The organism is Polaribacter sp. R2A056_3_33 (assembly GCF_019278485.1).
In the GTDB taxonomy this organism is placed as follows: Bacteria; Bacteroidota; Bacteroidia; order Flavobacteriales; family Flavobacteriaceae; genus Polaribacter.
Map to the genome: position 1 here is coordinate 842,515 of NZ_CP058984.1, position 25,402 is coordinate 867,916.

A 25,402-nucleotide genomic window follows, 5' to 3' on the forward strand; every position below is an offset into this window, starting at 1 on the left:
TTAAACATTATAACAATATGTATAGAGCTCTCTAAAATGCTCTTTCATTTTTAGTTTTGCCATTTGAGGGTCTTTAGCTTTAATAGCTTCAAAAATAGCCTGGTGATCAGCTATTCCTCTATGCGCTAAGTCTGCATCACAAACATGGTGCTCCTTAAAGTTTGTAATAATTTCTGGAGTAATAATCAACATAAATGTATTCATAGTGCTGTTACGACAAGCCTTTGCTATTGCTAAATGAAATAACAAGTCTTCTTGTACAGCGTCTTCTCCATTAAGCACCTTTTCTTTGTGTGCTTCTAACGCTTCCTCTATTTTTAGTAAATCATCATCCGTTCTCCTTAATGCAGCTAATCTTACAGTTTTTAATTCTAATAGTATTCTAGTTTCTACTAGAGATTTAAAACCTGATTTTTCTAATCTTAAAATATCGTCTATCATACCATTCATAGCAATAACACCAATATTAGCTACAAATGTTCCACTTTGTGGAATGGATTTTAGAAGGCCATAAAATTCTAATTTCTGAATCGCTTCTCTTACGTTACTTCTACTCACTACAAATTTTTCTGAAAGCATCCTTTCAGAAGGTAATTTATCTCCAGGTTCTAAATTTTTATAATTAATAAGTTCTTTAATTCCTTTAATTATTAAATCCTGGATTTTTTGATTTTCATTTTTTGTAAGCACCTCTAATTTCATTTATTCAAATTTTATAGTTTTATGACTTACTAACATTATTTTTAAAAGAAACATTGTCATAAAAATTAAATTAACCGTTATACTAATTGTTAATTGTTTTGAATTATTTATTATAATTCTAGAAACTTTAATTAACCTTTTAAACTTTAAATACTGCTATTTTATAGTTAAAATAAATTGGTTTTTAAAGAACATCTAAAATAAGCTTACTTCTGGTTTACCAAATTGGTTTACCAGTTTCAGTTTTTCAAAGATATACTATTTTTTTTACCTATAAAACACTTTATTAATTAATTCACTAAACTATTGTAATTTAATTAAAATGACAAATTATGTTTTATTGAAGATTATTCTACTTAAAATTCTAAACAAATTATTGACTTAATAATAATTATTTTACTAAGAAGTTAATCGTTAGTTATCTATTAATTTTTCCTCTTGTAGGTTTAAAATAAAAAAGCAAAAAACAACACAATATTAAAGTGAATTATTATCAAATAATTTTAGTTTTAAAAAGCAATAAAACCAAAAATAAAATATCATAAAAATAGCTACGCTCCTCCCTTAAATATTAAAAAAAACAAAAAATATACCTGAAAATCAATAGATTAAAGCCTATTACAATATACCAATTAGAAAATTCTGTTTACAATAAAAAGCAACTATTCGTATTATATTCAAAATAAAACGGACTTAAAAAGAGATAACTATTCTCTTAATTTTCAATATTATTTTAATGTCAATAACATCACTTTTAAAGCTTCTAAATTATCAATAAAAAGAAGAAATAAAATTAAGTAAATATTCAAAAAAGACCTTAAACGAAGTATTTTTCATGAGTCTTTTTAGAAGTATTTAGGAGGTAAATTAAGTGCTGTTTTATTTAGTATTTATACTTATCAAATACAGTAATTTATTAATAATAAATTGGTAAGAAATTCATCATTTAAAAGATTCAAAATGAAAGAATGGGTATTATTTTCTGATAAAGGCTATTTATCAGTCAAACTTCAACCTAATTTATTTAGATACGTAAATATTAAAATAGCTGTTACAATAAAAAAAAGAAGTGAAATATTATTACTCTACGCAGAAATCATCCTTAATATATTGATTTTTAAAGCTAAAATATACGTAAAAAACCACCACTGATATCATACTTAAATATGCTCAAAAATTTGAATAATTAGAAGTTTAAAAATTAAATATCATGAATTTATAAAGCATATTTATGGCTAAAAATTAGCACAAAAAAAAATAACACACATTATTTAAAAATTATAATGTGTGCTATTTATTCTATGATAGACTTGTAAAACTGTCTACTTCTTTACCATCGAATGAAATAAAATAAGTGTTATTTCATTGTGATATAGTACTTCTTAATTAAAAGCCAGGAGTAATAATATCAATATTATCTATAAATACCTCATTGCTGCTATCTACCGCTTTTAATGCTCTCGCATAAATTACAACAATATTTGATGTAGCCTTAAAGGTAAATGTTGTAGTTGTAAATGTATTATCAGATGAAGATCCTTTACTTGAATTAAAATCATTAGTAATATCAAAATAAGCATCAACATTGCTATTATTTGCAGGGTCTGTATTGATATCTTCTTCCGTAGTAATTTCATTATTTAAAATGAATACTTCGGTATTGATTCCTTCAGCTTCAGAACGAGTATCAATAGTAAAAGAATACACAACGCCTGCTTCTACCTCTACAAGTTGGTATAGACGTCTAGAATTATTAGAAAGTTTAACTGCTCTCGTTTTTTCTCCATTCACATAAGAACCATCACTAGAAGAACCTGGTTGTTCATTTGTACCAAAAGCTCCATCTATATAGGCATTTAGAGCAGTATTATTCCATAGTGCTCTAAAAGGACTATCTATAGTATTCCCAGAATTATCTTCTACACTACTGTTAGGAGTCATATCCCAAGCATCTGCATTATCACCTGTATTTTTAGTAAAATCATCTGCTGTACCATTTTGAACAATTGCTTTAAAAGTTGGTTTAACAGCACCTACTGGTACCGCTTTTGTTTCACTTTTAGAAACACCTGCTTCGTTGGTTGTTGTTAAAGTTACATCATAAGTCGCTTCTGCCGGAAAAGTGTGTAATGGACTAACTTCTGTTGATGTAGTTCCGTCTCCAAAATCCCAACTATGTGTAGTTGCTAAAAGAGAAGCATCTGTAAACTGAACAGTAAGACCATTTACATCAAAAGTAAAATCTGGTACTGTAGATAAAACCAATCCTTCAATATTTTTTGAAACCGTAACCTCAGCATCTAAAAAATTAGTTACTGTTAAGGTTACTTCAAAAGTATCTGCTGTTTTATAAATATGAGAAGGGTTAAAGTCTGAATCTAATTCTGTATCTTCTTCAGAGTTCCATGTTAAAGTTTCTCCGTCTCCAAAATTCCAAACTAAAGATTTTGCACCAGAAGTTAAGTTTTCGAAAGTTACTTTAGAATCTATAGAAGTAAAATTAAAATCAACAAAAACAGGAGCTACTGTTGCTGAATCTACAGCTACTAAACCATCTGAACTTGTAGTAGTAAGTTTTACTTTATACTCTCCACCATTGGTATATTTATAATCTGGATTTGCTTCCGAAGAAGTTGTACCATCGCCAAAATCCCACAAATAAGAAGCAGCATCTGTAGAATAACTTCTAAACACGATAGACATAGTATCATCTGCACTTGTACTTGTTGTAAAAAGTGTAGATGGTTGTATATCATTTACATTACCTGTTGGTGGCACAAATTCTTCATACCCGTTGTCATAACAAGAAACTAGACCTAGAAATACAAAAAACAGTGCAAAAATACTGCTATTGAATTTTTTATTTTTTTTATAATTCATAATATTAAATTTTAGAATCTATTATTGTTTAACTATTATATCAAAAGCATCTAGCCTACACTCTGTTCCAGAATTAGTAAGTAAAATAATTACTGATTCATTAAGACCTGCTTCAAACGTAATAGCATGTTTTTTAAATACATCATCTACACGTCCTTCACTACTATCTGTTCTAGATGCAATAATATTAGCTTCTAATTTAGACTCGGCAAGTGTTGTAGCATTTGGACTTATTAAAGAAACTGTTACGTCTCCTGCATTATTAGTATCTAACTCACTAAAATAAGTTAACACATAAGTTGCTCCAGGAGTAACCTCAATTTCTTGATACCCTACTCTACTACCATCTGCAGGAAATTTAGCAGCTTGTAAACCAGAAGGCAATACACCTAACTCAGATTTTGAATTGATTTGAAATACTCCTCCCCAATTTGCGGTACTAGGAGATCTCCAAGAATCTCTACCGTCTCCTGTTCCATCAAATAAAGTTCCATCATCAAAACCTGGCTCTCCAATTTCTGGTATAGCAATGGTTGGTACGGCTTGATTTACAGTTACTAACTTTTCTGTATAAGCAGATTTACCAAGGTTGTCTGTTACCGTTAAACCAATAGTATATGTACCTGGACCAGGAAAAGAAAAAATTAATTCTTGATCTTGTAATGTTGCTGGTGCTAATTCTGAAATTTGTGTATTTAAAGCAGCAACATTTTCTGTAACTTCTGCAGAAACCTCATCTTTAGCTGCTTGTAATTGAACTTTTAAACTTGCAATAGAAGCTTCTAAGACAGCCTTTTTGTCTTCATTTACTTCACATGGTAATTTAAATTCAATTTTAGCTATCTCATTTTCTAATGCTACGACAGTTGCTAATTCCGCATCTATAGATTGCTTAAGAATTGGCAAGTCTTTATTTATTAAAGTTACCCCTTCAGATGGTGTTACTGTCCAATCGTACTGTGTACCATTTACAGCTAAATTAGAACCTGCTTGAAAATTAACTTCATAATTAGCCCATAATTCTACATCATTACAATCAAATTCAGATGTTGTAATATCTGTTGAATTGTAAAAAGGTGTTGGACTTGTAAAATCTTCTAAATCGCCAACTTCTGGTAAGTCGTTACTTACACAAGAGGTTAGAGAAACTACTGTCCCTAACACAATATATTTTAAGTTAAACAAATATTTTTTCATAATTGAGTGTTTTTTAGTATCCATCATTTTGTTTATAAAAATTAGGCAAATTATCTCTTTCTCTTTGTGGGAATGGAAGGTATTTCTTTCCACTAGTATAATTTAAACTATTGTCTGTAGAAAATTTAGACAACACATTATCTGCTTCTCCAAATCTTATTAAATCATACATACGTTGGTTTTCATATACAAACTCAACTCTTCTTTCATCTAATAAGTCTTGTTTTGTTAAGTTTACTACCTCTTCTAAACCAGCTCTTAGTCTCACTTGATTAAAAGCATCTATAGCTCTTTGGTCTGTAGTACTATCTGAGTTTCCTAGAATAGCTTCTGCATATAATAACAACACATCTGCATATCTTAAAACAATCCAATCATTATCTCCAATTTCACCATCCGTAGGATATTTAGCATTAAAAACATCTACAGTATTATTTGCTAAAAAAGCGCTATACCCTAAAGACAAAATAGAGGCAGGAAATCTTACCGGTTGTGCTGTTGGGTTCATAACTTCTAAGAATTCTAAAGTTGCAATATTTACACCGTTAGAAGGTCCTTGTAATGTCATTGCAAAACTGTGAGATTCTGAATCTGTTTCTACTTGATCGCCTAAACCACTATCACTAGTTGCATAGTTATCACTACTAACAAGATCATAAGCTATTGAAAAAATAATTTCGTTGTTAATTTCAAGACCTGAGTTATTAACCCAATCTCCATCAAGAACTGGATCTGATTCTAAATTTGATTCAGAAAAATCACCCGTAAATTCATTCCCAAAAATATGTCCATAATCTACAGCTAAAGTTGCATAATAATCACGGTCTGATAAACCAGCAGCTTTTTCTGTAAACATTAAATCATATTTATAGGTAACATTGTTTTCTACAACTGAAGCTAATAAAAGTTCTGCTTCTACATAATTTGGATTCGGTTGACTTAAATATGCTTTTGCAGCTAAAGAAATTGCAGCTCCTTTAGAAGGACGGTATCTATTTTGTTCTGCATTGTTTAAGTAAGCAATTGAAGTTTTAAAATCTTCAATAATTTTAGCATACACTTCAGCTTCTGGTAATTGAGGATAATCTAAAGCTTCCTTTTCTGTAACATCTAATACTTTGTCTATAAAAGGTATGTTTTGATATGCTCTTACCAAGTTAAAGTGACATAAAGCTCTCATAAAGTAAGCTTCACCAACAGTATATTGTTGACTTTCTGGTGCTAAAAATTTATTATCAATAATTGTATTTGCATGCTTAATAGTATGCATATTATTAGAGTAATACGTTGCTACATCTCCATTATTTGCATCTACATTAAATGCGTTAATTGCAGGAAAGTTTCCGTTTTCTGAATTTGCTCTAACATTATCTGATCTTAATTCTGTTAATAAGAATTCGTTTGCAGGAATTTTTTGATAAGAATCTAAAACTCCATTAGATAATGCTATAAACCCATCGTCTGTTTGTAGTAACTCCTCTAGCGAAAGTGCTGTAGGATTACTTAAGTCCAGTTCTGTTTCACAACTTGTCAATAAAGCTATAAAAGAAAAACCAACTATTATATTTTTATATATATTTTTCATAATTATTTAAAATTGAAAGTTAATTCCCGCTGAAATTGTTTTAACGATAGGTCCATCTCCTCTTTGATATCCTGCTGTTAAAGGCGTATTCGCATTATCTGATGTTTGACCTGCTGCTTCTGGATTAAATCCTTCATAACCTTTAGCTGTAAAGAATAATAAGTTTTCTCCTGCTATGTAAAATCTTAATTTATCAAAATTATATTTTGATGTAAAAGACTCTGGTAATGTATATCCTAAAGTTACATTTCTTAAAGCTACAAAAGATGCATCTTGAATGTGGTCATCAGTAAATCTTCTATGAACCGTTAAGTCTCTATCCGGAAAATTAGATACTTCGTTAACAGCAGACTCACTTGCATAATACAATTGATCTAAATCTGCAACTCTAACTTCTGCTCCATGAGAACCTTGTAATTGAAAAGAAAAATCGAAATCATACAAAGTAAAATCAGAATTAAAACCCCATTCAAAATCTGGGTAAGGACTACCTAATTCTGTTCTATCATCATCATCAATAATTCCGTCTCCATTTAAATCTTTTACATAAACATCTGCATAATCATTGTTAAATCTATTAAAAGGATTGTCTACCCATTCTAAAGGAATTTCTTTTTCATATACCCATCCATAAAAAGAGGTAATTGGCTGCCCAACTTTTGCAATAAATTCTGTTGGTCTTGTATCTTGATCAATTCTAGAGATAATTTGTTCGTTATTTCCTAAGCTTGTTACTTCGTTTCTATTTAAAGAAAACTGACCAGAAACACTCCAACGGAAGTTTTCTTTAGACATCAATCTAGAACTTACCTCAAATTCTACTCCTTCATTTTTAACTTCACCAAGGTTTTGTAACCAATTGTCTGTACCATAAGCAGCAGCAGATGGAGCAAAAAGTAATAAATCTTCACTTGTTCTAATATAGTAATCTGCTGTTAAGCTAAAAAGACCTCTACCAAAAGTAACATCTATACCTGGGTTAAATTCTCTTAATTTTTCCCAACCTAAAATTTGATTTGCTAAAGTTGTTGCTTTTACACCAGTTGTTCCATCATAGCTTATTGTACTATACGCTTCTTCAAATCTGTAAAGAGATTCGAATATGTTATTAGAAATTTGGTTAGAACCAGAAAGACCATAACTTGCTCTTACTTTTAAGAATGATATTAAGTTGCTGTCTGATAAGAATTTTTCATTAGACATAACCCAACCAAGAGATGCAGCAGGAAAAAATCCATTTTTAGAATCTGGACCAAATCTTGTACTTGCATCATTACGTACAGATAATTGAAACAAGTATTTTTCATCATAATTATAGTCTAACCTACCAAAAAATGAAACTAATTTTTCGCTTGCGTTATCTGTATATGTTGTTCCTCCATCTGCAATAGCAATATTATTGTTAAAATCATTAGAAAAACCAACTGCTTCAGATTCTTGTCTGTAATTATCACTTTGCATGTACTCAAATCCTAATACTGAATTAAAGTTATGCTTTTTATAACTTGTATCATATTTAAGTAATGACTCGAACGTATATTGGTTTAATTCGTCTCTCCTTTCTAATCTAAAAGATTCTTGATCTCTGTTTTCTTGACCATACAAATAATCTGCTTCGTTACTTTTATTGTGTCTAAAATCACCAGAAATAGTTTGTCTAAAACTAAGCCCTTTTGCTAATTTAAAATCGATATAAGAAGATGCGTTTAAACTTAACTTCTTCTTAGTTCTAGATCTTTCCATATAATGTACCAAAGGATGTACGTTTTTAGTGGTAGATAAGGTTAAACCACCAGAAGTTAAACCACTAGCAACAGGTAAACCAGTAGCTGGATCTCTAAGAATACTTCTTGGGTTGCTAGGATCTGCTGTAAAGGTATGATCAAAAGCTCTAGAAAAACCGTAACTTCCAACACCAAGGTTTTCAAATAATTTTCCTGCATCTGTAGAAACACCTACCTCTGTAGAAAATGGAGTTACATATTTTAAATGTTCTTCATTTAAATATAATGGCACATGCCCCATTTGTCTTAATGGATCTGTAAATCTTGCAGGTACTTTAGTTTGGTCATTATAATTAACACGTATACTTGCACCATATTTTATTTTTTTATTCTTAGATCTACTATCAATCTTAACTCTAGCATTGTATTTTTTAAAATCATCATTTAAAACAATTCCTTCATCTTCTAAATAACCTAAAGAAGCTGAATAACTAGTTAACTCAGAACCACCTCTGGCAGCAAAAGAATGACTTTGTATAAAACCACCATCAAAAATTTCATCTTGCCAATTTGTTTCACCACTCCCTAATGAAGCAATAAATTCCATAGCTTCTAATTCAGCGTAAGCATTATTATAAGATCCATTATCTGCATTTGCGTTATCACCAACAATTCTACCATAGTTAGGACTATTTACTGATATTGCACTCACTTGACCTTGTAAACCATCTAACCTTGCTCTTTCTTGCGCTATTGTTGTATTAAAGTTGCTATTGTTATCAGAATATTTATACCCTGTAAAGCTGTTATAAGAAAATCTTGTTTGACCAGAAATTCCTTCTTTTAAAGTAACTAAAATTACACCATTTGCACCACGAGAACCATAAATGGCCACAGAAGATGCATCTTTTAAAACACTAATAGATTTAATATTATTATTGTCTATAGATCCTAAAATATCTGAATCTGTACCTAGAATTACTCCATCTACCACAATTAAAGGAGAAGAAGAACCAGTAACAGAACCAGGTCCTCTTAATGTAATTTTTGGATCTCCACCCGCTTCAGAAGAAGTTACTTGAATTCTTAAACCTGCTACTCTACCCTTAAGAGCATCCTCTACACGCGCTACTGCTTGGTTTTGAAGATCTTCTCCAGAAACTTTTGTTAAAGCACTTGTTACGTTTTTTTGTTTTTGATTTCCATAACCTACTACAACAATTTCATCTAAAATATTAGAATCTTCGTCTAAGGCTACATTAATTGTTTTTTGATTTGTAAAAGTTACTGTTTTCGTTTTAAAACCTAGGTAAGAAAACTGAATAACATCTCCAGACTTCACGGTAATTTTATAATTACCATCAAAATCGGTACTTGTTCCTTTTGTTGTTCCAACCAGGATAACATTAGCACCCAATATAGGCTCACTATCCGTTTTAGACATAACATTTCCCGTTACTGTAACACTTTCTTGCGCAAATCCTATTGCACTAAAAAGAAGCATTGCAATAAATACTAACTTAATTTTTAAGTTCATTGTTAATTGTTTTGAATTATTTTTCTTTAAAAAACATTTAATCTTAAATATGTCTTTAAGATTAAAACTGCTATATTTTGATGTAATAGTAACGTCTATCACCTCATTAAATCTTCCTTAAGAGATTCTTATTTTACTTCTTGTCTGCAAAATAAGAAGGTCCATCTCCAGTTAAAAAATCTTCTCTTACAGGACTAAATGTGTCAATTAATTGTCCCTCTTCTAAACAAACAGCACTATGCAATAAATTAGGCTCTATATAAACCCCATCTCCTGCTTCTACAATTTGTTTTACACCGTCAATTTCAAATTCGAATTTACCTGAAACCACATAAGTAGCTTGCGTATGAAAATGTTGATGAGGTGCACCTAATGCTCCTTCTTCAAATTTTACGCTTACCATCATAATTTGATTATCATAACCTAAAAATTTTCTAGAAACTCCTCCACCTAATACTTCCCAATCTAAATCTTTAGAAATTACGTACTTTTCACTAAATCTATTCATTTTTCCCATTTTATTTATTTTTTTTATTTACTTATAATAATAAGAACCTTTCCAATTATACTCCTTATTGCCTATTTTAATTATATGATTTTTATCTGTAGAATTATCTTTATTAGAAATTATAAAAATTTTAGTAGTATTTTTCTTTGTAGTAATTTCTACTGCAGTATAAGCCTCTGTATCTAAAACAACATTTAAGTTTGTAATACTACTATATGCGTTTAAAGCTAATTCAGAAACAGAACTATAACTACCATGAGATTCTATTACAGAAGCAAAAGTGGTGTTTTGAGTATTTTTTCTTCGGATAATAAAAGAAGGTTCTTTACGTAAATTATACTCTGGATCGTTTGCTCCAATTCTTGCCAAAATCAACTCATCATTTGCATTAGAAGCGGTTGTTAATGTGTAGAATAAATCATTATTTTTCCAAGAGAACACCGTATTAGCATCAGCAGGTTTTCCTGAAGCCTCTTTCCATAAATGCTGATAACCATTCTTTTTTCCTAAAGGATTTAGTTGATCATACGTTTCAAACTCAAAATTAGTTTTCATAATATGACCTAAGTAATAATAAGGTAAATCATATTGTTTTTTACTATCTGATTTTATTTTAAAAAGATCTATTGTAAATGGTCTTTCAAAATCTTCATCTTTAATTAAGGCAAGAGTTCTAAGCATTTCTGTACCAGGATAAGCATTTACCTCTGTTGCACTTAATATCTGTATATTAGGATTTTTATCATCATAAAAATACAAGTCTGAATGGTGTTTGGTTCCAATCTCAAACTTACCTTCAAAATGACTTTCTTCATTTACGGTAATTGTATTATGTGCAATGGTTTGTTTTGCCCATGTTTGGTTTTCTTTTAAATAATTACCTCCACCTTTTTGTTCAATATTTACAAAACGAGCTAAACCATAATCTTGCAATACTTCATTACCCTTTTCGTGTAAAGAGAAAGATAATTTATCATAATGACCATGACTAGAACCATGTGAAGCGTATTTATACACCAACTCTAAATTATCACTTCTTAAAATACCAACTCCACCTTCGTCTCCTTTTTTACCGTCAGATAAATTAACAGATTTTTTTGTAAAAGGTTTCTCTAAGCCTTCTTTAATTCCAATTGCAATTGCTAAACCAGTATCATCTAAAACAACTCTATCTTGTTTTTTAGCAATACTTAACAACTCAGGATTTTCTCCTCCAAACTTATAAGCAATGTCTACTGCAGAAACCAACGCTGCTGTATAATAAGACATCCCTTTCTGGCCATCATTTAATGGAAAAAAATCTCCATCTGCATCCGATAAGTTTAATAAAGCATCTACTGCTTTTAATAAAACGCCATCTTTATATTCAAATATTTTTAATTCTGGTTTTACATTGTGTAATGCTTCAGCAAAAATTAAAAAAGGATACATGGCATAACGTTGGTAATAAGGACCTTCATTATAATAACCATCTGGAGAAAAAGGCTCGTCTAAGTTCCCGAAAAAGCCTAACCTTAATCCTTCAACTTTAATAAAACCACCATCATTGTCTCTCATTCCGGTATTTAAATTATCAGTTTTTAAACCGTTTAATGCATTGTCTAACAACTCATCGTTGTCCATAACCAAGGCAATCATTCCAACAGCTACATTACCCCAAGTACTATGGTTATGTACTCTGTTAAAAAATTGTGGATTCCCTTCTGATATAAATTTAGCAAACGGAATAAATAAATCGTTTTCTAATGTTTCTCTCTCTTCTTTAGACAACCAATCATATACGCAATCATAAGCTTGTGCAGAATACACTAACCAATTAGAATCATTTAAACATTGCCAAAATAATTTACCTCTTGCATACGACCTTGTTTGTGGGTGTACAGGTAATGTTGGATATAATTTTGCATACGCAAACAACATATCTTTAACATAGTTTGCATATTTTTCATCATTCAAAATCTGAAATAAGACTCCAGCTTTTTGAATAATTATAAAGTTTTTCTTGTGACGTTCATGTGTATAACCTCCAGATAAATCTTTAGGAATAGGAACTAATATTCCTAATTCTATTTCGGCATCTACTTCTGCTTTTGTATCTGCTAACGTTTTATCGAAAATAGGCACATTGCCTAAGTTTTTTCTGATGTTATCTACACCTTCTTTGGTTAAAATCAATTTAGGATGTGAACCCTCTTTTTTTGCATCCTCATTAGCATTCTCTGTTGTTTTATTACAAGAGATCGCAATAAAACTAATAAAAAAAAGAGCTATTAATTGTATGCTAAATTTTTTCATATATAAATTGAAATTAAAATTGGTTAACCAGATTGGTGTACCAAATATATGGCTAATTAGTATTTTAACAAAATAATAGTATATAAAATAGTGAATTTAACATATTTTACACGCAGAATTTCATCTTTTTATATTAGTCATGTTATAAAAAAACAAAAAAAAAGGCCCATTTATTAAATAAATGGGCCTTAAAAGTAATAATTCAAAAAACTACTCAATAATTATTTTTATAGAACCTACTAAGTCATTACTTATTTATAACATAAACTCATTAAAAAAACAGACAATTCAATTGTTTTTTTGCCTATATATTGTTCGAAAACGGATATTGAAAAAAAATTAAAAGAACGATTAGAGGTATAATATATTTTATTAATACATTAATTTCATCACTAAATTTTCTTCAGTTTTAATTTTACCAGAATTGATTAATGTATTATTAGATTCAACGTTGTTTTTTGCTCCCCATAAAATAGAAACAAACTCCACTTTATTGTTTTTAAATACATTCTTAGTGATGTTTACATTTACTATACCTCTATGATTTAACAACATACCGTTTTCCTCTTTACTCCCACATTCTGTAAAAGTACTATTAGAAACCAATAAGTTTCCACCAATAGTAGACTCATCATAACCACCTCTGTAATAGTCTATCACATTTTGCTTAACATTTGTAAACTGACAGTTATCTACCGTTAAATACTCTGTATTATAGTCTCCTCTATCATTTGTTTCTTCAGATAATTCAATACCATTTTCACAATTGGTAATGGTGCTATTTTTAAAGGTAACTTCTTCTGCAAATGTCTGTTTATATGCTTTTAACACATAATTAAAATTATTAATATCGCATCCAGAAACTGTCAATCCAAAATGATTAGACATGTTTTTATTTAAGTTTGCAAACGCTTTTTGTTTTCCGTTTCCATAAAGCACAATGTTATTGATTGTTAAAATTCCGTACGGATTCAAATTAAACAAAGGCGTATTGTCTGCTCCTTCAAAAATAATTTCCGCTTTTTTATCATCCTTAGATTGAATTGTAAGTGATTTATTAATTACAAGAGATGCAGAAACATTATATGTACCAGGACTCAAAGCAATAACGTCACCAGATTTAGCAGAAGCAATTACCGCTTCTAATTCACCTTTAGCATTTGTAACAGCTAAAACATTTGGTGTTGCAGCTTCTACTACATTAGAATACCAAGAAGCTCCGTATTTAGTTTTATCTAAAATTGCTGGATCTTTCATTAATCCTTGAACTGCAGCTCCTATAGAGTTCGAATTTTCTCTAGAGTTTCCAAAAATATCTTGTTTAATAGTTTCAAAACCAAAACCGTTATAAACATCAAAATCACTCGTTAATTTAGGCATATAAATATGCTCACTCAATTTTGTTAATTCAAATTCAGCAGCTTGTATTCTTTCTGAATTATCAAAACCTACACCCTGATTATTAATGATGTTGTTTTTAAATTTAACTCCATCCGCTTTATCATGTTCTATAATTGGAGTTTCATCTCCTACACTGTTGTAAATAATATTATTTGCAACAACTGTTCTAAGCGCTCTTGCAGAACGAATTTCTGACTTAGGCAATACAGCTGCTTGAGCAATATTTGTACCTACACCAAATTGCCATGGAGATTTAGAGTCTACATATGTATTATATGCAACTACAACATCGGTAACTTGATTGTATCTATTTAATGGTGATTTAGGAATACCATTCATAATAGCTAATGGACTTCTAAAGTTTTCTCCTATAATTTTATAAAAATAATTATTGATAATCCAGTGTCCGGTATTTACAATTCTAATTCCACCAAATTGTTTATTTACACCATCACCAATAAAATAATTACCATCAATAGTAACGTAATTTCCATGACGGGTTACAACAGAACCTTCACTTTTATAAAAAACGTTATTTTTAATGATATTAAAATTTGTCTTACTAGAAATTATTTCAACTTCTCCATTACATTCTTCAAATAAATTGTTTGCAATGGTTGTATTACTTGGAGACATAGATGTAAAACTACTTCCTAATTGAATAGTTTCTCCTCTTGCACCACCTTTTCTAGGTCTTGGTCCAAAATGATTATTTATAATTTGGTGATAATTTCTAATGCTTTGGTTCCCTTTTAGATCTACTCTAACAGTTGGTCCACCATTTGTTTTACCAGCAATATAGTTATTACTTAATTCGTTATGCGTACCATAAAGTTGCACCCATAAATTATCCTGATCACGCTCTAAACTGTTATAATCTAAAATAACACAGTTGGTAACTTTACTATAGTTTGCTACATTTTCTTCTGTAATTCTAAAACCAATAACATTTTTAAACGGTGAATATCCGTTTCTAAAAAATAATCCATTTACTTCTAAATAACTACCTCCCATTTGTAAACTAGAAATACCTTCTATAAAAACTTTACCCGCATTTTCTGCTTTTAAAACAATAGGGTTTTCTTTTGTTCCTTCACCTTCAAAAACAATTTCTACATCTTTGTAAACTCCGTCTTTAATAACAATATTATCTCCTGCTTGCGCGTTTTTTGTTGCCTCTATTAGTTCGGATGAGTTTGTTACAACAATACTTTTAGCTACTTTTTGCTCACAAGAAACGATTAGCAATAGTAAACTGATAATTAGAAGTGTTTTTTTCATTTTCTTTTAGTTAATATGTTTTAGGTAAACTCTTATAAAATTTTTAGAGACTGCTAACCCTAAAAAAGTATGTTGTTTTAAAAAATAATACATAAATTATTTGGTAAAACAAAAACTGGTTTACCAAATTGGTTTACCAAATATAGTTACTAATTTTGGAATGATAAAACTATTTAAGAAGAATTAATAGTTTCATTAAGAACTAATTAATTTTATGTTTCAAAAATTAAAAATAAATGTAGATACTTTAATTTAACTTATAATGCTTTGAAAGCATTATTTAATATAGCATTTTAATACTTTTACTATTACTGAATCTTTTGTAAGAACAACAAAATACAATCCTTTAGAAAAACCACTAAAATCTACCGTTTTATTATTAAACCTATTTTCTATAGAAATATTTCTACCAGTATTATCAAACAACGCAACTTCATCATACGTATCTGAATCTGTATTTTTAAACTCTATCTCATTAGATGATGGATTTGGAAATAATAAAATATTTTCTGATTTTGCTTTTAAATCATCAACAGAAAGTAATCCTGTAATTTCTTCAATGCTAAAATCAGCATATTTTACTATTTCATCTTGCAGGTCTTGTTTGTTATTTAAACTTCTATAAATACCCCATTTGGGTCTTGCAAATTCTGCACCATCTTGCCAAGTATCTAATGGACTATTAGAATAACTAAATATTTCTTCATTATTAGAAACCTTTCTTATTTCTAAAGAATAACTCCCTGCATCATCAAATTTAATATACTCTGTTACTTCTACCCAATTCCCTCTAAATAAATCTAAGTTTGCCGTTTCTAAAGTAGTTTGATCATTGGTTGCTGTATACCTTAATTCAAATTTATCCGGATTTCCTTTTCTTAAAGTAAAAGAAATCATTGGTATAGATGCATATGAACCACCAACTGCTTTTATTTGATGAATATGTGTAAAACTTGCTGAAGTTTTAAAGGAATCACTTAACTTAAATTTCCATTTATATGCTACAGTTTCTCCTTTAGTTACCTTTAAATTTTCAGGTGAATCAGAATATGTTTTTATCTCATTACGTTGCCTATCAAACTTTTTACAACGATCATTATCTGGAGTTACATGAATATGAAAACGGAAAACATTCTTATTTAATTCTGTATCAAAAACTTCATCTATATGATTTCCAAAATCTGTATGATTACAATCTGGAGCTTCCACCACACTTCTGTTTGGATTAGCAAAAACAGCATTTATCAACTCATAGGTATTTCCAGGACCATCTGCACTTAAAACAACCTGACTAAAAATTGTTTGTGAGACTAAAGTCAAAAAAACAATACCAAAAAGAAATTTTTTCTTCATCAGAAAATATATTTATTGCTTTAAACCTATGTTATCGATATCATTATTTACTTTTAATAATGGAGATTTATCACTTGGAGTAAAAAGATAATTATCATCCCATCGGGGATTTTTATAAATTAAATTTTCCTTTTTAGCATTATCACTTATTTTAACAAAACCACTTTTATGAATTAAACAATTAGAAATACTATTATTAGAACCTTTTAAAGAAACAGGCGTTATAACTTTATAACTATCTTCAATCACAGAATTTGTAATGGAAACATTGCTAATTCCATCTGCTCTAATAATTTTACCTTTTTCATTATTAAAAACATTACTAAATATTGAATTATTTATAATTAAGTTACCACCCGGAATTTCTGTCGATACAGTTTTTCTATAATAATTAATTGCTGCTTCTTCTATATTTTTAAATACAGTGTTGTCTATAATAATTGTATTTGCATTGTATAGCTCCATAATATCTTTATCATAAGATAAATTTAAACCTCTATAATTGTTTTCGAATCTAGAGTTTACAAAACTTAAAGTATCTGCTTTTGTACCATTATAGGCTTTAAAAACGCTTCCTCCATTTTTATTCGTAAAGTTTTGAAAGATAATATTATCTACAAATAAATTATAAAGTCCGCCTTCTTGTTTGTCAGGAGAAACAATAGCATATTTTAATTCAGAATTTACACCATCTAGAATTGCATTGCTAATGTGTAAGTTTATCCCTTCATTTACCCTAAACAAATAACTAATCGGTTTTTCTAGATCTTTTTTGGCTGCTATAATGGTAGCACCGCCTTTATCTCCAACAATAGTAATATTCTTAGATACTTTAATTGATTTTTCTAAAATATACTCTCCTGTTTTTAAATTTAAAACAGAACCTGGAGATGCTTTATCAATCGCTTTTCTTAAAGTTTCTATACCAGGTTCTACGGTAATTTCTTCAGCTTTAATAATTGGAGCAACAATATTAGGTGTCCAACCCGGACCAGATCTTAACTTTAAAGCTCTTGGTAAATTATTGGCATCCAGATTAAAAGCGCCTGCATTAAAAACTTCTCTTATATTATTGTTAATATCTTTTTCTAGACTTTTACTATTTTTAGTAACTACTAACAAATCGTTATTCTTAGCAGTCGGCACAGGAAAAGAACCTATCTCTTTCCAATCTATTTTGGTTGCATTAAAACCGTTAATAACTTGTGGTGTTGCCGCATCTATATAATTATTATTAAAAGTGATTCCAGAAACGTCATCAACAAATAAAATATTTTTCCCTGGTTTGTCGTTAAAAATTAAATTGTTTGAAAAATTAGTATTTATAGGTGCAAGCGTTTTTTCATCATCTTTACCTTCTCCAAAGGAAATTGGCCCAGAATTGATAATGGTATTATTCTGAATATCTACATTCTTTACTTGTTCATATCTATTTAAAGGTGAATTTGGCACCCCGTTCATTACTACAATTGGTCCTCTAAAACCATCACCTAACAAACCTACAAATAAATTATTTCTGATAATATGATTAGAGTTGATTACCCTAACTCCACCTGTTTTAGATACACCATTTCCTAAAAAAACATTTCGTTCTACCAACGCGTTATCGCCATGTCTTAGCGTTAAAGCACCTTGGCTACCTACAAATAAATTATCTCTATAAATATTGTCTCCAGATTTATTAGAAATAATTTCTATTTCACCGTCACAACTTGAAAAAATATTTTTTTCTACAAGAGTTTTAGATGATTTTTTAGAGTTCGTACTGGTACCAATTCTAATTGTTTCTCCTCCGTTTTTACCTAGGTCTGGTCTTGTACCAAAAAAGTTATTATCTATTCTATGATTATTTTCTACATGTTCTTCTCCTTTAAGCCAAACTACCAAAGTAGTTCCTTCACTTATTTTACCTGTAAAGTTATTATGATCCACACGGTTATTTTTACCCCAAAGATCTACCCAATGGTCTTTTAAATTTTCTTTAGATTTATAATAAGATATTGTAGAGTTTGTTAAACGACAATTATTAGCAAAGGTTTTAGAATCTTTTCTAAACTGAACAACCGATTTATAGCTTGTATTACCATCTTTAAACCACAAGCCACTTACAATAATGTGTTCGCCATAAATATTTAAGGTAGAGTTTCCTGTGATTATTACTTCTCCAGCAGTTTCTGCTTTTATTAAAATGGGGCTTCCTACCTCACCTTGTCCGTAAGCATTTAATTTAACATCTTGCCAAATACCATTCTTCAAAACAATAACATCTCCCGCTTTTACAGTTTTAATAGTACTGTTATATTCTGTTATATTAGAAACTAATTTTTCTTGTGCAAAGAGATTAATATTAGTAATTGATAAAATGGAAATATAAAATAAAACTAATTTTTTCATAAATAGAATTTATAATTAATATATGGTAATAATCAAAAGGTGAGCCACTTTTTAAAACAACCATTTAAGTATAGTTTTAAACTGGTAAACCAAATTGGTTAACCAAATATACGTATTTTTATTAAATAAAAAAATGGTAAGGCCATTCGAAAATTTAAAATAATAAAATGCAATTTAGTTTTAATAATTAAAGGAGATGTATAAAACATAAAATTAGATTAATAAAAGATATAAAGAAGAAGAATTAGTTATATATGCTAATAAAATTCTTAATATGGAATAACAATTTTACAGAAAAAAATATTTTAAATTTAATTATTAAAATTTTCTAAATAACGAATTTAATTAGATAGATATATTATTGGTATAAAAAAGATTGTAAAAATATTTTAATAAACAAATATGATAAAATATAATTACTTAGGATTTTCATCTTTAAATAAGCACCTAAACATATTATAAAAATAATAGTTTTCAGAAGAAAACGAATCTTTAAATGTAAGATATAAATGATTTTATGTAATTCATAGATTACAAGACCATAACAAACCTTTGAGTTTATTACAAAAAAAAACCTCAATTCATAAGAATTGAGGTTTAGGATCTTGAATATTCAAGATTAAAGAAAGGCGGCGACCTACTCTCCCACATAAATGCAGTACCATCGGCGCGATTGGGCTTAACTTCTCTGTTCGAGATGGGAAGAGGTGAGCCCCAATGCTATAACCACCCTAAAATTTTCAGCTAAATAATTTTAACTGTATAAGTTAACATATGGTAAAATAATATCTAAATCGTCTAATAAATAAAGAGGTTCTGCTCCCGCCTTTCGGCGGGAAGCGTACATAAGTCTATGGGTTATTAGTATCACTTGGCTATGACATTACTGCCTTTACACCTATGACCTATCAACGTTGTAATCTCCAACGACCCTTTAAAGAAATCTCATCTTGTGGTGGGTTTCGCGCTTATATGCTTTCAGCGCTTATCCCTTCCCGACGTAGCTACCCTGCTATGCTTCTGGCGAAACAACAGGTACACTAGAGGTCAGTCCAACTCGGTCCTCTCGTACTAGAGTCAGATCCACGCAAATTTCTAACGCCCACAGCAGATAGAGACCGAACTGTCTCACGACGTTCTGAACCCAGCTCGCGTGCCACTTTAATGGGCGAACAGCCCAACCCTTGGGACCTTCTCCAGCCCCAGGATGTGACGAGCCGACATCGAGGTGCCAAACCCCCCCGTCGATATGAGCTCTTGGGGGAGATCAGCCTGTTATCCCCGGAGTACCTTTTATCCTTTGAGCGATGGCCCTTCCATGCGGAACCACCGGATCACTATGCTCTTGTTTCCAACCTGATCGACCTGTATGTCTCTCAGTCAAGCACCCTTATGCCATTGCACTCTACGTACGGTTACCAAGCGTACTGAGGGTACCTTTAGAAGCCTCCGTTACTCTTTTGGAGGCGACCACCCCAGTCAAACTACCCACCAAGCACTGTCCTCATCTCTGAGTTAGACTCTAGATAAGCAAAGGGTGGTATTTCAAGGACGACTCCACAACGCCTAGCGACGCCGCTTCAATGTCTCCCACCTATCCTACACATTACTTATCCAAAGCCAATACTAAGCTATAGTAAAGGTTCACGGGGTCTTTTCGTCCCGCTGCGGGTAATCGGCATCTTCACCGATACTACAATTTCACCGAGCTCATGGCTGAGACAGTGTCCAGATCGTTGCACCATTCGTGCAGGTCGGAACTTACCCGACAAGGAATTTCGCTACCTTAGGACCGTTATAGTTACGGCCGCCGTTTACTGGGGCTTCATTTCAGATCTTCGCCGAAGCTAAACCCTCCACTTAACCTTCCAGCACCGGGCAGGTGTCAGGCCTTATACATCATCTTTCAATTTAGCAAAGCCCTGTGTTTTTGATAAACAGTCGCCTGGACCTTTTCACTGCGGCCCATCCGAAGATGGGCGACCCTTCTCCCGAAGTTACGGGTCTATTTTGCCTAGTTCCTTAGCCATGAATCTCTCGAGCACCTTAGAATTCTCATCCCAACTACCTGTGTCGGTTTACGGTACGGGTTCTTATAATCTGAAGCTTAGAGGTTTTTCTTGGAAGCCCTTAGGCACACTATCCAATTGTCCGAAGACGCTTGGTACTATCACATTTCACCTAACTCTGCGGATTTACCTACAGTGCCAATAGCTACATGTTTCAACGAACTATTCCGTCAGTTCGCGGTGCTTTCATTACTCCGTCACCCCATCGCAATTATAAGAAGTACAGGAATATTAACCTGTTATCCATCGACTACTCCCTTCGGATTCGCCTTAGGACCCGACTAACCCTCAGCTGATTAGCATCGCTGAGGAAACCTTAGTCTTTCGGTGTGGGGGTTTCTCGCCCCCATTATCGTTACTTATGCCTACATTTTCTTTTGTAAACACTCCAGCATACCTCACAGTACACCTTCTACGCTGATTACAATGCTCCCCTACCACTAACGTGTCTTTCAACGTTAATCCATAGCTTCGGTAATATGTTTATGCCCGATTATTATCCATGCGAAATCGCTCGACTAGTGAGCTGTTACGCACTCTTTAAATGAATGGCTGCTTCCAAGCCAACATCCTAGCTGTCTAAGCAATTTCACCTCGTTTTTTCAACTTAACATATATTTGGGGACCTTAGCTGATGGTCTGGGTTCTTTCCCTCTCGGACATGGACCTTAGCACCCATGCCCTCACTGCTGAGAAACATTTTATAGCATTCGGAGTTTGTCAGGAATTGGTAGGCGGTGAAGCCCCCGCATCCAATCAGTAGCTCTACCTCTATAAAACTTTTACTCAACGCTGCACCTAAATGCATTTCGGGGAGTACGAGCTATTTCCGAGTTTGATTGGCCTTTCACCCCTACCCACAGGTCATCCAAAGACTTTTCAACGTCAACTGGTTCGGTCCTCCACTGTGTGTTACCACAGCTTCAACCTGCCCATGGGTAGATCACTCGGTTTCGCGTCTACTACTACTAACTAAAGCGCCCTATTCAGACTCGCTTTCGCTACGGCTCCTTGACTTAATCAATTAACCTTGCTAGAAACAGTAACTCGTAGGCTCATTATGCAAAAGGCACGCCGTCACACCATAAATGATGCTCCGACCGCTTGTAGGCGTACGGTTTCAGGTTCTATTTCACTCCCTTACTTAGGGTTCTTTTCACCTTTCCCTCACGGTACTAGTTCACTATCGGTCTCTCAGGAGTATTTAGCCTTACCGGATGGTCCCGGTGGATTCATACAGGATTACTCGTGTCCCGCACTACTCAGGGTACCACTATCTTAAATTCGCTTACTTTTACGGGACTATCACCCTCTATGGTCAGTCTTTCCAAACTGTTCTAATTCACTTATCTTCGAATATCGTGGCCCTACAACCCCAAATTTGCCGTAACAAATTTGGTTTGGGCTAATCCGCGTTCGCTCGCCACTACTAACGGAATCACTATTGTTTTCTCTTCCTCCGGTTACTTAGATGTTTCAGTTCACCGGGTTTACCCCTATTGCTAGGTGACATGTCTTCAACATGCCGGGTTGCCCCATTCGGATATCTACGGATCAAAAGGTATGTGCCCCTCCCCGTAGCTTTTCGCAGCTTATCACGTCCTTCGTCGTCTCTGAGAGCCTAGGCATCCGCCATACGCCCTTACTTAACTTATTGTACTTTTTGCTACAGTATGTTTCCATACTATAATGAACTCTTTTATATTTTTATAAAAAAATTATTTAATTAGAATATAAATATTCTAATTGTTCTCTATCTATTTGATTCTTACGATATCATTTTACCAATATGTCAATGAACTTGTGGTCTATTTACTTGAAATTGACCGTTGTGGAGAATATCGGAGTCGAACCGATGACCTCTTGCGTGCAAGGCAAGCGCTCTAGCCAGCTGAGCTAATCCCCCATTATGAAATTCAGAATAAATCCTAAATTATGAATGTAGAATCCTCTTACTTCCAGAATTTCCTTAGTACTTTAGCTTTTTGTAGTCCCGGGCAGACTCGAACTGCCGACCTCTACATTATCAGTGTAGCGCTCTAACCAGCTGAGCTACGAGACTATAATAGCTTAAAATACTTATATTATAAAATTAACAGCAAAGAGTAAAAATGACCTTTTTTTTGTAACTCACCATCTTTCTCTAGAAAGGAGGTGTTCCAGCCGCACCTTCCGGTACGGCTACCTTGTTACGACTTAGCCCTAGTTACCAGTTTTACCCTAGGCGGCTCCTTGCGGTGACCGACTTCAGGCACTCCCAGCTTCCATGGCTTGACGGGCGGTGTGTACAAGGCCCGGGAACGTATTCACCGGATCATGGCTGATATCCGATTACTAGCGATTCCAGCTTCACGGAGTCGAGTTGCAGACTCCGATCCGAACTGTGATATGGTTTATAGATTCGCTCTCTGTTGCCAGATGGCTGCTCATTGTCCATACCATTGTAGCACGTGTGTGGCCCAGGACGTAAGGGCCGTGATGATTTGACGTCATCCCCACCTTCCTCACTACTTGCGTAGGCAGTCTCGTTAGAGTCCCCAACTTTACTTGATGGCAACTAACGACAGGGGTTGCGCTCGTTATAGGACTTAACCTGACACCTCACGGCACGAGCTGACGACAACCATGCAGCACCTTGTAATCTGTCCGAAGAAAACTCTATCTCTAAAGCTGTCAGACTACATTTAAGCCCTGGTAAGGTTCCTCGCGTATCATCGAATTAAACCACATGCTCCACCGCTTGTGCGGGCCCCCGTCAATTCCTTTGAGTTTCAGTCTTGCGACCGTACTCCCCAGGTGGGATACTTATCACTTTCGCTTAGTCACTGAGCTAATGCCCAACAACTAGTATCCATCGTTTACGGCGTGGACTACCAGGGTATCTAATCCTGTTCGCTCCCCACGCTTTCGTCCCTCAGCGTCAGTACATACGTAGTAGACTGCCTTCGCAATCGGTATTCTGTGTAATATCTATGCATTTCACCGCTACACTACACATTCTATCTACTTCCATATGACTCAAGTCAACCAGTATCAAAGGCAGTTCCATAGTTGAGCTATGGGATTTCACCTCTGACTTAATCGACCGCCTGCGGACCCTTTAAACCCAATGATTCCGGATAACGCTCGGACCCTCCGTATTACCGCGGCTGCTGGCACGGAGTTAGCCGGTCCTTATTCTTACAGTACCGTCAAGCTGGTATACATACCAGTGTTTCTTCCTGTATAAAAGAAGTTTACAACCCATAGGGCAGTCATCCTTCACGCGGCATGGCTGGGTCAGAGTTGCCTCCATTGCCCAATATTCCTCACTGCTGCCTCCCGTAGGAGTCTGGTCCGTGTCTCAGTACCAGTGTGGGGGATCTCCCTCTCAGGACCCCTACCTATCAAAGTCATGGTAAGCCGTTACCTTACCATCTAACTAATAGGACGCATAGCCATCTTTTACCAATAAATCTTTAATTAAGTCTTGATGCCAAAACTCAATACCATGGAGCATTAATCTTCATTTCTAAAGGCTATTCTCCAGTAAAAGGTAGGTTCTATACGCGTTACGCACCCGTGCGCCGGTCGTCATCTGTGCAAGCACAATGTTACCCCTCGACTTGCATGTGTTAAGCCTGCCGCTAGCGTTCATCCTGAGCCAGGATCAAACTCTTCATTGTATATTTTAAATATTTTAATGAATAAGTTTCAAAAGAATTTGTTTAAATAAATCTAAACATGGTTATTCTACTCTTTAATTACGCTGTCAATTTCAATATTTTCAATGAACTTTGTTCTAATCTTAAAAAGCAACTTAAAAGCTACTCCCTAAATAAAACTTTGTAGAAATGTTAGACTCGAACTAACTGACTCTTTTAATAGTCATTCCAAATTTTCTTTGATCGTTTTCGCTGTATTTCTTAGCGGCTGCAAACATACAAACTATTTCTAATCTGACAATAAAAAATTAAACTTTTTTTTTATTTTTTTTGTTTGATCTAAAACTAAAAAAATCTTGAACGTTTTTGCCGAAAATTTCGGACTGCAAACATACAACTCTTTTTAATTATAAACCTAAGGAAATTGTTATTTTATTTTTAATAAAATTTTGACGTTTTATTTAGATAAACTACTAATCCTCAACTTACTTACAACTCCTCAATGAACGTTGCTAACTGTGTGATATTACTGTTAGCGGGTGCAAACTTACAACTCATTTTTAATCTAACAACTATTTTTTTACCTTTATTTTAATTTAATTTTACAATACGTTTTAAGACACTTGTTTTTAACTGTTTATGAAGAAAGTTTTTTTGAGGGTATTTTGGAGGTTTTAGGTTTTGGGGTGGTTTTGGAAGTGGATACTTGTTTTTAACACAAAAAACACAAGATCGTTGGAAGATTATTTTAGTAAAAATAGACCTTTTTATTGTTTGTGGTTTGTTGAAATGTGCGTTGTTCTATGAAATAGCGTGGTTGAAATGTGTTTTA

At 32.7% G+C, this 25,402-nt stretch carries 10 protein-coding genes, 2 tRNA genes and 3 rRNA genes; all 15 read right to left on the bottom strand.

Features of this window, described 5'->3' with window-relative positions; translation table 11 throughout:
• Entirely contained in the window at nt 1–702 is a 702-nt protein-coding gene (locus H0I29_RS03585; RefSeq protein WP_218731435.1) for a FadR/GntR family transcriptional regulator, read from the bottom strand.
• 1,386 nt (nt 703–2,088) lie between these two features.
• Nucleotides 2,089–3,582, bottom strand: coding sequence for a PKD domain-containing protein (locus H0I29_RS03590; protein WP_218731437.1), 1,494 nt, complete (start codon nt 3,580–3,582; stop codon nt 2,089–2,091).
• A 21-nt stretch (nt 3,583–3,603) separates the two neighbouring features.
• A complete protein-coding gene (locus H0I29_RS03595) occupies nt 3,604–4,779 on the bottom strand; it encodes a hypothetical protein (protein ID WP_254712694.1) in 1,176 nt (391 codons plus the stop codon).
• Nucleotides 4,780–4,792: 13 nt separating this feature from the next.
• Entirely contained in the window at nt 4,793–6,364 is a 1,572-nt protein-coding gene (locus H0I29_RS03600; RefSeq protein WP_218731439.1) for a RagB/SusD family nutrient uptake outer membrane protein, read from the bottom strand.
• Nucleotides 6,365–6,370: 6 nt separating this feature from the next.
• Nucleotides 6,371–9,625, bottom strand: coding sequence for a SusC/RagA family TonB-linked outer membrane protein (locus H0I29_RS03605; RefSeq protein ID WP_218731440.1), 3,255 nt, complete (start codon nt 9,623–9,625; stop codon nt 6,371–6,373).
• 133 nt (nt 9,626–9,758) lie between these two features.
• The gene (locus H0I29_RS03610; protein ID WP_165733157.1) at nt 9,759–10,133 is read right to left on the bottom strand and encodes a cupin domain-containing protein; all 375 of its coding nucleotides are present in this window, start codon (nt 10,131–10,133) and stop codon (nt 9,759–9,761) included.
• Between the two features lie 27 nt (nt 10,134–10,160).
• The gene (locus H0I29_RS03615; protein ID WP_218754447.1) at nt 10,161–12,428 is read right to left on the bottom strand and encodes an alginate lyase family protein; all 2,268 of its coding nucleotides are present in this window, start codon (nt 12,426–12,428) and stop codon (nt 10,161–10,163) included.
• Between the two features lie 372 nt (nt 12,429–12,800).
• Nucleotides 12,801–15,110, bottom strand: coding sequence for a chondroitinase-B domain-containing protein (locus H0I29_RS03620; protein WP_218754448.1), 2,310 nt, complete (start codon nt 15,108–15,110; stop codon nt 12,801–12,803).
• A gap of 276 nt (nt 15,111–15,386) precedes the next feature.
• Nucleotides 15,387–16,463: a T9SS type A sorting domain-containing protein gene (locus tag H0I29_RS03625; protein WP_218754449.1), complete on the bottom strand. Its 1,077-nt coding sequence runs from the start codon at nt 16,461–16,463 to the stop codon at nt 15,387–15,389.
• Nucleotides 16,464–16,475: 12 nt separating this feature from the next.
• Nucleotides 16,476–18,857, bottom strand: a complete 2,382-nt coding sequence (locus H0I29_RS03630) for a polysaccharide lyase 6 family protein (RefSeq protein ID WP_218754450.1) — start codon at nt 18,855–18,857, stop codon at nt 16,476–16,478.
• Between the two features lie 624 nt (nt 18,858–19,481).
• Nucleotides 19,482–19,591 (bottom strand): 5S ribosomal RNA (gene rrf, locus H0I29_RS03635).
• A 107-nt stretch (nt 19,592–19,698) separates the two neighbouring features.
• A 23S ribosomal RNA gene (locus H0I29_RS03640) occupies nt 19,699–22,583 on the bottom strand.
• Between the two features lie 175 nt (nt 22,584–22,758).
• Nucleotides 22,759–22,832, bottom strand: a tRNA-Ala gene (locus H0I29_RS03645).
• Between the two features lie 82 nt (nt 22,833–22,914).
• Nucleotides 22,915–22,988, bottom strand: a tRNA-Ile gene (locus H0I29_RS03650).
• 85 nt (nt 22,989–23,073) lie between these two features.
• Nucleotides 23,074–24,591, bottom strand: a 16S ribosomal RNA gene (locus tag H0I29_RS03655).
• The 16S, 23S and 5S rRNA genes sit together here with 2 tRNA genes alongside, the layout of an rRNA operon.
• Nucleotides 24,592–25,402: the final 811 nt, after the last annotated feature.